The organism is Streptomyces sp. NPDC048337 (assembly GCF_043201175.1).
GTDB lineage: Bacteria > Actinomycetota > Actinomycetes > Streptomycetales > Streptomycetaceae > Streptomyces.
This window is the reverse complement of sequence record NZ_JBICYR010000017.1, coordinates 1-12962: the sequence shown is the minus strand read 5'-3', so window position 1 is coordinate 12962 and position 12962 is coordinate 1. Positions and strand designations below refer to the sequence as shown.

Sequence of the window (12962 nt, the reverse complement as noted above, 5' to 3'; positions counted from 1 at the left end):
GGAGGTTGCTGGGCAATATGCCCGCCCGCCGACCCCTGGATGTGCCGTGCCCCGGTTCAGCGTCATCGTGCCCGCGTACAAGGTCCAGGCGTACCTCCAGGAGAGTCTGGACTCGGTCCTGACGCAGTCGTACCCCGATCTGGAACTGATCGCGGTCGACGACGCCTCCCCGGACGCCTGCGGCTCGATCATCGACGAGTACGCGGCGCGGGACTCCCGGGTCACCGCCGTGCACCTGGCGGACAACCTCGGCCTGGGCCCGGCCCGCAACGCGGGTCTGGCCCGGGCCACGGGCGACTACCTGGTCTTCCTCGACGGCGACGACACCCTCGCCCCCGGCGCCCTGCAGGCCATCACCGACCGCCTGAAGGCCACCGGCTCCCCCGACGTCCTCGTCTACGACTACGCCCGTACCTTCTGGACCGGCGAACTGGTCCGCAACAGCCTCTCCCACCACCTCTCCGAGGAAGGCCCGGCCAGCTTCCGCCTCGCCGACCGCCCCTCCCTGCTCGGCATGCTGATGGTGGTGTGGAACAAGGCGTACCGCCGCGAGTACGTGGAGCGCGAGGGCCTCGAATTCCCGCCCGGGCTCTACGAGGACACCCCCTGGACCTATCCGGCCCTGCTGGCCGCGGAGTCCGTCGCCGTCCTGGACCGGGTCTGCGTGCACTACCGCCAGCGCCGCACCGGCTCGATCCTCACCACGACCAGCCGCCGCCACCTGGACGTCTTCGACCAGTACGACCGGGTCTTCGGCTACCTCGCCGGCCGCCCCGAGCTGGAGCGCTGGCGCCCCGCCCTGCACCGGCGGATGGCCGAGCACTTCTGCGCCATGTACGCCGACCCGCGCCGCCTCCCGCGCGCCGCCCGCGCCGAGTTCTTCGGCCGGGCCTCCGCCCTGCTGCGCCACTACCGGGTCCCGGGCGGCGGGGCGCTCCCGCTCTCCCTGTCCCGCACGGACCGGCTGCGGCACACCCTGATGCGGCTGGGGGTCCGGCGCACGTACGCCGTGCTGTCGGCGCTCCGCTCGGCCGCCGTCACCACGGCCGGAGGCGCCTCCTCCCTCTGGCGGGGCCTGCGCGAAGCGGCCCTGCGCCTCCACTACCGCATCCAGCGGCTCCTGCCCCTGCGCCCCGAACTGGCGGTCTTCTCCGCGTACTGGCACGGCGGCTACGCCTGCAACCCGGCGGCCATCGAGGCGAAGCTGCGGGAGCTGGCGCCCCGGATGCGGACCGCCTGGATCTGCGACCCGGCCCACGCCTCGACCCTCCCCCGGGAGACGGCGGCGCTGCGGCCGGGCTCGGCGGCGTACTGGACCGCCCTGGCCAGGGCCACCTACCTGGTCACGAACGTCAACTTCGACCGCGCGCTCGTCAAGCGCCCGGGCCAGGTCCTGCTCCAGACCCAGCACGGGACCCCGCTGAAGCGGGTCGGCCTCGACCTCCAGGACCGGCCGGCGGCCACCCCGACCACGGACTTCGCGGGCCTGCTGCGCGGCGCCGACCAGTGGGACTACCTGCTCTCGGCGAACCGCCACTCCACCCTGGTCTGGGAGAAGGCGATCCCGTCCTCGTACACGACCCTCGAATACGGCTACCCCCGCAACGACCTCTTCCACCGGGCGGGCCATGCCGACGTCGTGGAGCTGCGCGAGCGCCTCGGCATCGCGCCGGGGACCACGGCGATCCTGTACGCGCCGACGCACCGCGACTACCGGCGCAGCCAGCCGGACCACCTGGACTTCGAACGGGTCCTGCGGGACCTGGGCCCGCGCTACACGATCCTGACGCGCACGCACCTCACGTACGCGAACACGGACCGCTCCCACGAGCCGCACCCGCGCCTGCTGGACGTCTCCTCCCACCCCTCGGTGGAGGAACTCTGCCTGGCCTCGGACGCGCTGGTGACGGACTACTCGTCCCTGATGTTCGACTACGCGGCGCTGGACCGGCCGATCGTGATCCACGCGGACGACTGGGAGGCGTACGAGGCCGCCCGAGGGACCTACTTCGATCTGCGGGCCTTCCCGCCGGGCGCGATCGCCCGGACCGAGGACGAACTGGTCGACATCTTCGCCACCGGGCACTGGCAGGGCTCCCGCTCGGCGCAGCTGCGGGCGGCCTTCCGGGCCCGCTTCACCACGCACGACGACGGGCACGCGGCGGAACGCGTGGTCCGCCGCGTCTTCCTGGGCCAACCGAACCCGGTCCCGGCGGTCGTCCCGTTGGAGGACCGCCGCCCTTGCCCGGCGGCGGGCGGCCCGGCCGCCGACCTGCCGCTGGCCGGTGTGAGTCCGTCGCGCTGGCCGTAGGTCAGCTGCCGCCGAAGGCAACCGACCGAAGTTTGAGGTTCGCGTTTCCGTACCCGGTGATCGGGCGGAGGCGGAAGAAGTCGCCCTCGCAGCCGGGCTCGGTGAAGACGGTCGCCCACTCGTTGGTGCGGTTGCGCGGCGAGTACGCGGGCTCGCTGGCGTCGGGGTCGGCGACCTCCTTCAGGTCGATGCACTCGTCGTTCACCGGATCGAGCAGCAGGGTGATGTGCCGCCTGCCGTTGGCATCGTTGTACGAGTAGGTGAACTCGCCGATCGCGGCGGCCGCGGGGGAGGCCGAGACGGTCAGGGTCAGCATGAAGGCGCCGAGAGCGGCGACAGCCGCGTTGCGCATACGCATGGACTGCTCCTTGCACGGAAGGGGAAAGGGAGGAAGCGGGCCCCGAGCCCACTCCCGTCGCCACACTCCCGCGTCGCCCGCGCCCGGCCCAACCTCCGATCCGCGAAGAATCGATCCCGCGTCCCCCGGACAGCCCAACGGGTTTCCCGGCCCCGCCGAGGGCGAATCCGGCCTCGCCAGAGGGCGCCTCCCCGGGAGTCCCGCGGGATGAAGCCCGGAGGAAGCAGCCGGGTCCGGGCGGAGCCCGGTTTCGGGAAGGTGCGGGGTGGGGGAGACAGCTCCGCGGCCGGTCAGGCAGCCCGCAGCCCCGCCACCACCGACCGGGCCAGTTCGTCCAGGTACTCCCCGGGGACGGTGTCCCGCACCACCACCTGCCGCCAGTACAGCGGCCCGATCGCCAGGTCGAGCGCCCGGTCCGGATCGGCCCCCTCCGGCAGCTCCCCGCGCGCGACCGCCTCTCCGACGATCCCCGCGGCGAGCCGCCGCTGCCCGTCCAGCAACGCCCCCCGCACCGCATCCGCGATCTCCGGGTTGCGCGCCGCCTCCACCAGCAGGTCGGGGATGACCGCCGAGGCCACCGGGTGCCGCAGCACGTGCGACATGACCTCCAGCAGGGCCCGTACGTCCCCGTACAGCGACCCCGTCTGCGGCACCGGCAGGCCGTCCGCCGCGAAGGCGCCGATCAGGTCCAGCACCAGGTGCAGCTTGGACTTCCACCGCCGGTAGACGGCCGTCTTGCCGACGCCCGCCCGCCGCGCGATGCCCTCGATGGACATGCGGGAGAACCCGACGGCGGCCAGTTCCTCGACCACCGCCGCCCGGATCGCCTCGGTCACGTCCTCGCGCAGGACGGCGGCCCCGGCGGGGGATCTGCGGGCGGGGGCGGCGGCAGGCTCGGTGGTCATGCACAGAGCATAGCGGCGCACGCCGTCACTCACTCGTCACGACGATACGGTTGCGTTCCGACGCGTGGCGCCCTACTGTCGCCGTAGCGACGATACGGACCCGTTCCATCGTGTTCCATCGCCGGCGACGCCCCGACCCCCGTCGAAAGCGATCCCTGTGACCACCGCGACCGCACCCCCGACCGCATCCGCGCAGCCCACGATCTCCGCGGAACGCGCGGCCCTCGCGGCCGCCCACGGCCTGACCCTCAGCGGCGCCCGCCCCACGCTCCCCCGCTACGTGGCGCAGCTCTGGGGCCGCCGCCACTTCGTCACCGCCTACGCGACCGCCCGCATGCAGGCGCAGTACAGCACCGCGAAGCTCGGCCAGGTCTGGCACCTGGTGACACCGCTGCTCAACGCGGCGGTCTACTACTTCATCTTCGGCATGGTCATGCACGCCAGCCACGGCGTGCCCGACTACCTGCCGTTCCTGATCACCGGCGTCTTCGTCTGGGACTTCATCGGCAGCTCCATCAACGCCGGCACCCGCTCCGTCCACAGCAACCTCGGCCTGGTCCGCGCCCTGCACTTCCCCCGCGCGAGCCTGCCGATCTCCACCGTCGTCCAGCTCTTCCAGCAGCTGCTCGTCACCATGGGCGCGCTGATCATCCTGCTGCTGGCCTTCGGCCAGACCCCCGGCCCGTCCTGGCTGCTGGCGATCCCCACCCTCCTCCTCATGGCCGTCTTCGCCGCCGGCTGCGCCATGGTCATGGCCCGCATCGGCAGCAAGAGCCCGGACGTCAGCCAGCTGATGCCGTTCGTCCTGCGCACGTGGATGTACTCCTCGGGCGTCATGTGGTCCATCGGCGTGATGCTCAGGTCGGACCACCTGCCGCACTGGGTCTCGATGGCCCTCAAGCTCAACCCGGCGGCCGTCTACATCGACCTGATGCGCTTCGCCCTCATCGACAGCTTCCCGGCGCACGCGCTCCCGCACCACGTCTGGCCGATCGCCCTCGGCTGGGCCCTGCTCGCCGGCGTCGGCGGCTTCGTCTACTTCTGGAAGGCAGAGGAGGAGTACGGCCGTGGCTGACACCCTCACAAAGACCCCCACCGTGATCGCGGACGAGGTCCACGTCGTCTACAAGGTCAACGGAGGCGGCCGCAAGGGCGGCGCCACCGCGGCCCTCAGCCGGATCTTCTCCCGCAAGCCCGCCCCCGGCATCCGTGAGGTGCACGCCGTCAAGGGCGTCAGCTTCACCGCGTACAAGGGCGAGGCCATCGGCCTCATCGGCTCCAACGGCTCGGGCAAGTCCACCCTCCTGGCCGCCATCGCCGGCCTCCAGCCGGTGGCCCGCGGCCGGATCTTCTCGCACGGCCAGCCGTCGCTGCTCGGCGTGAACGCCGCCCTGATGAACGACCTGACCGGCGAGCGCAACGTCGTCCTCGGCGGCCTGGCGATGGGCATGACCAAGCAGCAGATCCGCGAGCGCTACCAGGACATCGTCGACTTCTCCGGCATCAACGAGAAGGGCGACTTCATCTCCCTGCCGATGCGGACGTACTCCTCGGGCATGGGCGCCCGCCTGCGCTTCTCCATCGCCGCCGCCAAGGACCACGACGTCCTGATGATCGACGAGGCACTGGCCACCGGGGACGCGGCCTTCCAGCGCCGCAGCCAGGCCCGTATCGAGGAACTCCGCGAACACGCCGGAACCGTCTTCCTCGTCAGCCACGGCATCAACACGGTCCGCGAAACCTGCGACCGCGCCATCTGGCTGGAATCGGGCGTCCTCCGCATGGACGGCCCGTCCGACGAGGTCTGCACCGCCTACGAGACCTTCACCAGAAAATAGCCCCGCCGGCGTTTGAGGCGCGGGGTCCGGGGCGGAGCCCCGGCAACGTCGCCGCACCGGCGCCCGTACGCAACGCCAACGGGCCGGGCCCGGGACCGACAAAGGTCCCGGGCCCGGCCCGTAGCGTTCCGCAAGCGGCACCGATCAGCTGTGCGCCCGCAGCAGGCTCCGCATGGTCCGCATCGCCACCGACAGGTTCGCCAGGTCGAAGTCGTCCGACCCCCGGATCTCGTCCAGGGTCGTCCGCGCCCGCCCGATGATCGCGGCGTTCTTCTCCTCCCACGCCTTGAAGCGCTCCTCGGGAGTCGAGTCGCCGTCGCCCACCGACAGCACGTCCGCCGTCAGTGCCCCGTGCGCCGCGAACAGGTCCTCGCGGATGGACGCGCGGGCCATCGACTGCCAGCGGTCGGCCCGCGGCAGCTCGATGATGCGGTCCATCAGCTGGGTGATGTCGAGGCGGTCGGCGAGGTCGTAGTAGACCTCGGCGACGGCCAGCGGGTCCACGCCCGTACGGTCCGAGATCGCGACGACGTCGAGCGTCGGGAAGGCGGAGGAGAACCCGGCCACCTTGGCCGCCAGCTCTTCCGGAACGCCCTCGCCAACGAGCTCGTCCATGACCGACTGGTACCACTCCAGGTCCGCGCCGCGCACCAGCTTCGGCAGCTCGGCCCAGACCTGGGCCACCCGCTCCGCGAAGAAGCCGATGGTCCCGGTGATCTCCAGCGGCTGCGGCCGGTTGTTCAGCAGCCAGCGGGTACCGCGCTCGACCAGGCGGCGCGAGTGCAGCCGCACCCGGGTCTGGACGCTGGCCGCGACCTCGTTGTCGAGGGCCTCGACCGCGTCCCACACCTCGGCCAGGCCGAAGATCTCGCGGGCCGCGAGCTGCGCCCGGACGATCTCCTCCAGGGAGGCCCCGGTCTCCTCGCGCAGGCGGTGCAGGAAGGTCGAACCGCCGGTGTTGACGGTGTCGTTGACCAGGAGGGTGGTGATGATCTCCCGGCGCAGCGCGTGCGCGTCGATCTGCTCCGGGAACTTCGCCACCAGGGCGCCCGGGAAGTACGCGTGCAGCAGGCGGGCCAGGTACGGGTCGTCCGGCAGCCCGGTGTGGATGAGCTCGTCCGCCACCGTGATCTTGGTGTAGGCGAACAGGACGGCCAGCTCCGGCTGGGTCAGGCCCTTGCCGGTGTTGAGCAGCTCGCGGATCTGCCGGTCGTTGGGCAGGAACTCCAGCTCACGGTTGAGCAGTCCTTCACGGCCCAGGCGGCGCATGAAGCGCTGCTGCGCGTGGAGCAGGCTGGGGGCCTGCGCCTCGCCGTTGGCGAGCGCCGTGTTCTGCGCGTAGTTGTTGCGCAGCACGAGGCGACCCACCTCGTCGGTCATCTCGGCGAGCAGCTTGTTGCGCTGCTTGACGGTCATGTCGCCGTCCGCGACGACCGCGTTGAGCAGGATCTTGATGTTCACCTCGTGGTCGGAGGTGTCCACGCCCGCGCTGTTGTCGATGGCGTCGGTGTTGACCTTGCCGCCCTCGCCGCCGGCGCCGCTGCGGGCGAACTCGATGCGGCCGAGCTGGGTCAGGCCCAGGTTGCCGCCCTCGCCGATGACCTTGGCGCGCACGTCGGAGCCGTTGACGCGGATGGCGTCGTTGGCCTTGTCGCCGACGTCGGTGTGGGTCTCGGTGCTCGCCTTGACGTACGTACCGATGCCGCCGTTCCACACCAGGTCCACGGGGGACTTGAGGATCGACTGCATCAGCTCGGCCGGGGTCATCTTGGTGACGCCCGCCTCGATACCGAGGGCCTCGCGCATCGCCGCGGTGACCGGGACCGCCTTCGCGGTACGCGGGTGGATGCCGCCGCCCGCCGAGATCAGCGAGGTGTCGTAGTCGGCCCACGAGGAGCGCGGCAGCTCGAACAGGCGGCGGCGCTCCGCGTAGGAGGTGGCCGCGTCCGGGTTCGGGTCGATGAAGATGTGCCGGTGGTCGAAGGCGGCGACCAGGCGGATGTGCTCGGAGAGCAGCATGCCGTTGCCGAAGACGTCGCCGGACATGTCGCCGACGCCGACGACGGTGAAGTCCTGCGTCTGGGTGTCGTGGCCGAGCTCGCGGAAGTGCCGCTTGACGGACTCCCACGCGCCGCGGGCGGTGATGCCCATGCCCTTGTGGTCGTAGCCGGCCGAGCCGCCCGAGGCGAAGGCGTCGCCCAGCCAGAAGCCGTAGGACTCCGCGACGCCGTTGGCGATGTCGGAGAAGGTCGCGGTGCCCTTGTCGGCGGCGACGACGAGGTAGGTGTCGTCCTCGTCGTGGCGGACGACGCCCTTCGGGGGCACGACCTCGCCGGCGACCATGTTGTCGGTGATGTCGAGCAGCGCCGAGATGAAGATCTTGTACGAGGCGATGCCCTCGGCGAGCCAGGCGTCGCGGTCCACCGACGGGTCCGGCAGGTTCTTGGCGACGAATCCGCCCTTGGCGCCGACCGGCACGATGACGGTGTTCTTGACCATCTGCGCCTTGACCAGGCCGAGGATCTCCGTACGGAAGTCCTCGCGGCGGTCGGACCAGCGCAGGCCGCCTCGGGCGACCTTGCCGAAGCGCAGGTGGACGCCCTCGACGCGCGGGGAGTACACCCAGATCTCGAAGGCCGGGCGGGGCGCCGGCAGGTCCGGGATGGCCTGCGGGTCGAACTTCATCGACACGTAGGAGTGCTGCTCGCCCGCAGAGTTCAGCTGGAAGAAGTTGGTCCGCAGGGTGGCCTTGATGAGGGTGAGGAAGGCGCGCAGGATGCGGTCCTCGTCGAGCGAGGCGACCTGGTCCAGGGCCCCGTCCAGCTCCTCCAGCATGGCGTCGACGAGCTCGCTGCCGGCGGTCTGCCGGACGGGCGCCATCCGGGCCTCGAAGAGGGAGACCAGCAGCCGGGTGGTGTGGACGTTGTTGCGGAGGGTGTCCTCCATGTAGTCCTGGCTGAAGGTGGAGCCGGCCTGGCGCATGTACTTGGCGTACGCGCGCAGGACGACGGCCTGCCGCCAGGTGAGCCCGGCGCCCAGCACCAGGGTGTTGAAGTTGTCGTTCTCGGCCTCGCCGGTCCAGACGGCCGCGAAGGCCTCCTGGAAGCGCTCGCGGGCGTCGTCGCCGAGGTAGGAGTCCCCGTTGCCCGTGGCGAGCGGCATCCGCAGGCCGAAGTCGTAGATCCAGGCGCTGACCCGGTCGGAGCGGCGCAGCTCGTACGGGCGCTCGTCGGTGACCTCGACGCCCAGGCGCTGGAGCACCGGCAGGACCGCGGAGAGCGAGACCTGCTCACCGGTGCGGTAGATCTTGAAGCGGCGCTCGCCGGGGCCCGCGCCGACCGGCTCGTACAGCGAGAGCGCGAACGGGCGGTCGCCGGCGGCCAGCTTCTCCAGGTGGCACAGGTCGGCGACGGCGGCGCGCGGCGAGTGGTCGGCCTTGTAGCCCTCGGGGAAGGAGGTGCCGTAGCGGCGCAGCAGTTCGGCGGCGCGCTCCTCGCCGAGCTCGGCGACCAGGGCCTCGGAGAACCCGTCGGCCCAGGAGCGGGCGGCGTCGACGAGGCGGCCCTCGATGCGCTCGACGTCGGCGTCGGTGAGGACCGGCAGTTCCTTGCCCTGCGGGACGCGGACGACGAAGTGGATGCGGGAGAGGATCGACTCGGTGTTCCAGGCGGTGAAGTCGACGCTGATGCCGTCGAGCTCCTCCTTCAGGATGTCCATCAGGCGCAGCCGGACACCGGTGGTGAAGCGGTCGCGCGGCAGGTAGACCAGCGCGGAGTAGTAGCGCCCGTACTCGTCCTGGCGCAGGTACAGCCGCAGTCGGCGGCGTTCCTGCAGGTACAGGACGGAGGTGACGATCTCGCGGAGCTTGTCGACCGGGGTCTGGAACAGCTCGTCGCGCGGGTAGGTCTCCAGGATCTGCAGCAGGTCGCGGCCGTCGTGGCTGGACGGCGCGAAGCCGGCGCCCTCGAGGACCTCGGAGACCTTGCGGCGGATGACCGGGACGCGGCGCACGGACTCGGTGTACGCGGCGGAGGAGAACAGGCCGAGGAAGCGGCGCTCGCCCACGACGTTGCCGTCGGCGTCGAACTTCTTGACGCCCACGTAGTCGAGGTACGAGGGACGGTGCACGGTGGAGCGGCTGTTGGCCTTGGTCAGCACCAGCAGGCGGTGCTCGCGGGCCTTGGCGCGGGCGTCGGCGGGCAGCCGGTTGAAGGACGGCGAGACCGGGTGGCCGTCGTCCTTGCCGCTGTGGTGCGGGTCGGAGCGCAGGATGCCGAGGCCGGTGCCGGGGACGGCGGCGAGGGCGTCGCCGTCGACGAGGTTGTACTCGCGGTAGCCGAGGAAGGTGAAGTGGTCGTCGGAGAGCCAGCGCAGCAGCTCGCGGGCCTCTTCGAGCTCGTACTCGCGCAGGTCCGGGGCGGTGGGCTCCTCGGGCAGGCCGTCGGCGATGCGCAGCGCGGCCTCGCGCATCTTCTCCCAGTCCTCGACGGACTCGCGGACGTCGGACAGGACGCGCAGCAGGTCGACGGTGATCTGCTTGAGGTCGGCCTTGTCGGTCTCGCGGTCGATCTCGACGTGGATCCAGGACTCGACGAGGGAGTCGTGCGGACGCGCGGTACGGGGGCCGTGGGCGTCGCAGTCCGGGCCGAGGATCTCGATCAGCTTGCCGGTGACGTCACGGCGGACGACGACCTGCGGGTGGATCACGACGTGGATGCCCCGGCCCTGCCGGGACAGCTCGTTGGTGACGGAGTCCACGAGGAACGGCATGTCGTCGGTGACGACCTCGACGACGGAGTGGCTGGAGGTCCAGCCGTTCTCCTCGACCGTGGGGGTCTGCACGCGCACGTTGGCGGTGCCCTGCGGCCGGTTCTCGGCGAGCCGGTAGTGCGAGAGCGCCGCCCCGAACACGTCGACCGGGTCCCGGTCCAAGAGGTCCTCGGGGGCGGTGTGCAGGTAGTAGCGCTGGAGGTAGGCGAGCACGGTGTCCTGGTCCGGACGCTCCCCCTGCTCGGACCCAGTCGGAAGTAGCCCCCCGGCCGGGCTGTTCTCAGCTACCCGGGCCGCCCGCGTCAGCAGCTCGGCCTTTGCTTCGTCCAGCTTGGTCTGCATGTCCTCTGGCTCCTGTCGCGCGCCATTGCGTGACGTAGGTGAAGGAAGGAATGACGTAGCGCCGCGATGGGGCGGGGTGTCCGTCCGGAATCGATGTCGACGCTATGCCGTCGAGAGAGCCGACCGGGAGGGAATGAGACATCGTCATCGGGTCCCGGTGGCGGGGATCAGCGAGGGCCCGGGCACGGTTGTGCGCCGGGCGCAGGCCGGGGGCTTCGGCGCCCCCGATGACTATCGCGCTGATCACGGGTACAAGGCTATCTCGCCAGACCCCCACCACGTCACCGGCCGGTTCTGTACAAAAGTGTGTACGGAAGTTTGACGATGTGCGCAGTGACGCGGTCGCCCGCTCGTGCCAGAACCTATTCGGACAGCTCGCGAGCGGTGCGGACGGCGTCTGCCAGGGTGTCCACGACGGGAACTCCGGCCGATTCCAGACTGGTGCGGCTGTGCGAACCACCCGTGTAGAGGACGGCCCGCGCACCCACGTGGGCGGCGGCGAGCGCGTCGTCCACCGCGTCTCCGATGAGGATCGTACGGGTGGCGCTCACTCCGGTGGCCTCCATGGCCGCCATATGACGTACGAGGTGCCCCGCCTTGGAGGTGTGCGAGGGCCCGGTCCGCCCGTCGACGCGGAGGAAGTGCCGGTCGATGCCGTGGGAGCGTACAAGCGGTACGAGCTTGTCGTGGGGCGCGAGGGACAGCAGGGACTGGGTGAGCCCGTCCCGCTGCCAGTCCTGGAGCAGCTCCCTGGCGCCCTCGGCGAGCCCGGCGTCCTCGGCCGCGACCCAGTAGTGCCGGTGGAAGGCCTCGTCCATGACGGCCCACTCGGCCTCCGTGGGCAGGCGCCCCATCAGCCGCTCGTAGAACTTCGGCACCGGTACGACGTACAGGTCGCGGTACGTCTCCAGGGTGATCGGCGGGAAGCCGAGCTCGGCGAAGGAGGCGTTGGTCGCGACGATCACGGCGTCGATGTCGTGGAGCAGCGTGCCGTTCCAGTCCCAGACGATGTGGGTCGCGTGTATGGACGCGGGTGCGGAGGTCATTTCAGCAGCCCCGGAATCTCCTGGACGCCGAACCAGAGCAGCTCGTGGTCCTCGGCGCCGTCGACGACGAACTGCGCGTCGTCGTCACCGCGGTCGGCGGCGTCGATCGCGGCGGCGGCCGCGGCGACGTCCGCCTCGGCGTCGTCGGCGTCGACGTGCACGGCGGCGGCCACGGTGAGCCGTACGGCGTCGGCGAGGCCGACCTGGCCGAGGGTGGCCTCGTCGAGCCCGGGGGTGGCGGTGGCGGCCTTGTCGGCGACGTCCAGGGCCACGACGACGCGCCGGCGCGGTGCGGCCGGGTCGGCGGCGATCAGCCGCAGGGAGGCCGCGGCGGCCCGGCTGAGGGCCGCGTACTCCAGCTCCTCGATGTCGTCCGAGACGTACCACTCCCGCAGCCCGGGCGTGACGGCGTACGCCCGCAGCGGGGCGGGGCCCAGCTCACCCGCCTCGTGCGCCTCGGCGAGCCCGGGGAGGGTCAGGGGGACGTACACGCGCATGGCCGGCTGCTTTCGGTAGTCGGAAACCCCCTCAGGATACGACCGGTCGCCGGACCACCGGCAGAGTGACGGCCCGCGTACCCCTTCGGGCTGCGCACGCGGGCTGCGGCCCCGTCCACCCCCGTCCGCGCACGCGCACCGCGGAGGCCGCGACCGGGACCGCGGGCAACTCGGATAGGTGAACCCGTGCGGGCCCCGGCCGGAGCCCCCGGGCCGGTTGCGGAGCGCATTCGGCCACCCGTAGAAGATCCCCCAGCAAGTTACCGCTTGGTACGGGCAGATCGCGAGGGAGGCCACCATGGAGACCACGATGCGCGGCACGATCGGCGGCGAGGGCAGCCGCCGCCGCCCGGGCGGACCGGCGCGGACCCGTCCCGCCGGACGGCACGATCCGCGGCGCCCGGCGGGACCGCCCCGGGCCCTGCGCCTCGGCCCGCACCACTGGTTCGCGGAACGCCTCCTGGCGGTCCTCAGCGGCCGCCGCCCGGTCCACTCGCTACTGGGCCACACCGTCGGCCCCGCGTACGAGCAGCTGGTCACCCTGGCCCCTTCCGACCCCCTCCGCGACCGCCTGCGCCCGGTCGTCCGCCAGTGCGGCCGCTTCACCCCGGGCCCGGGCGTCATCGAGGCCTTCGCCCGCATCGCCACGGGCGACCGCATGACGGCCATGGCCTTCCGCCTGGAACAGGGCCCGGACCTCCGCTGGCGCTGCGCGGCAGTGGAAATCCAGGGCCCCCGCCCATGACCCCGGCACAACGCGGCCGGGGGGGGGGGCCCCCCGCCGGGGGGGGGCCCCCCCCGCCGGGGGGGCCCCCCCCCCGGGGGGGGGGGGGGGGGGGGGCCCCCCCCCCGCCGGGGGGGCGGGGGGCGCGCCCCCCGCCGCCCGCCGCCCCCC

General features: G+C 71.9%; 9 protein-coding genes. 4 read left to right on the top strand and 5 right to left on the bottom strand.

The window, feature by feature from the left end:
- The first annotated feature begins 46 nt into the window (after positions 1 to 46).
- Positions 47 to 2311, top strand: coding sequence for a CDP-glycerol glycerophosphotransferase family protein (locus tag ACGFYU_RS24960; RefSeq protein WP_393829546.1), 2265 nt, complete (start codon positions 47 to 49; stop codon positions 2309 to 2311).
- A gap of 1 nt (position 2312) precedes the next feature.
- On the opposite strand, the gene ACGFYU_RS24955 is transcribed toward ACGFYU_RS24960, so the two are convergent.
- Positions 2313 to 2669: a hypothetical protein gene (locus ACGFYU_RS24955; protein WP_393829545.1), complete on the bottom strand. Its 357-nt coding sequence runs from the start codon at positions 2667 to 2669 to the stop codon at positions 2313 to 2315.
- Between the two features lie 290 nt (positions 2670 to 2959).
- Positions 2960 to 3574, bottom strand: coding sequence for a TetR/AcrR family transcriptional regulator (locus tag ACGFYU_RS24950; protein ID WP_393829544.1), 615 nt, complete (start codon positions 3572 to 3574; stop codon positions 2960 to 2962).
- A gap of 157 nt (positions 3575 to 3731) precedes the next feature.
- On the opposite strand from ACGFYU_RS24950, the gene ACGFYU_RS24945 reads away from it, so the two are divergent.
- Entirely contained in the window at positions 3732 to 4649 is a 918-nt protein-coding gene (locus ACGFYU_RS24945) for an ABC transporter permease (RefSeq protein ID WP_393829543.1), read from the top strand.
- Entirely contained in the window at positions 4642 to 5412 is a 771-nt protein-coding gene (locus ACGFYU_RS24940) for an ABC transporter ATP-binding protein (RefSeq protein ID WP_393829542.1), read from the top strand. The genes ACGFYU_RS24945 and ACGFYU_RS24940 overlap by 8 nt, the downstream gene beginning before the upstream one ends.
- Before the next feature lie 144 nt (positions 5413 to 5556).
- Here ACGFYU_RS24940 and ACGFYU_RS24935 read toward each other — a convergent pair whose 3' ends face one another.
- The 3 genes from ACGFYU_RS24935 to ACGFYU_RS24925 all read right to left on the bottom strand — a co-directional run bounded on the left by ACGFYU_RS24935 (position 5557) and on the right by ACGFYU_RS24925 (position 12067).
- The gene (locus ACGFYU_RS24935) at positions 5557 to 10524 is read right to left on the bottom strand and encodes an NAD-glutamate dehydrogenase (protein ID WP_393829541.1); all 4968 of its coding nucleotides are present in this window, start codon (positions 10522 to 10524) and stop codon (positions 5557 to 5559) included.
- Positions 10525 to 10886: 362 nt separating this feature from the next.
- Positions 10887 to 11570 carry an HAD family hydrolase gene (locus ACGFYU_RS24930; RefSeq protein WP_393829540.1) on the bottom strand — a complete coding sequence of 228 codons (684 nt, stop codon included), beginning with the start codon at positions 11568 to 11570 and terminating at the stop codon, positions 10887 to 10889.
- Positions 11567 to 12067: a DUF6912 family protein gene (locus tag ACGFYU_RS24925; protein WP_393829539.1), complete on the bottom strand. Its 501-nt coding sequence runs from the start codon at positions 12065 to 12067 to the stop codon at positions 11567 to 11569. Before ACGFYU_RS24925 ends, ACGFYU_RS24930 begins: the two co-directional genes overlap by 4 nt.
- A 310-nt stretch (positions 12068 to 12377) precedes the next feature.
- Between ACGFYU_RS24925 and ACGFYU_RS24920 the strand changes: the two genes are divergently transcribed.
- Positions 12378 to 12812, top strand: coding sequence for an Rv3235 family protein (locus tag ACGFYU_RS24920; RefSeq protein ID WP_393829691.1), 435 nt, complete (start codon positions 12378 to 12380; stop codon positions 12810 to 12812).
- The last annotated feature ends 150 nt before the right edge of the window (positions 12813 to 12962 follow it).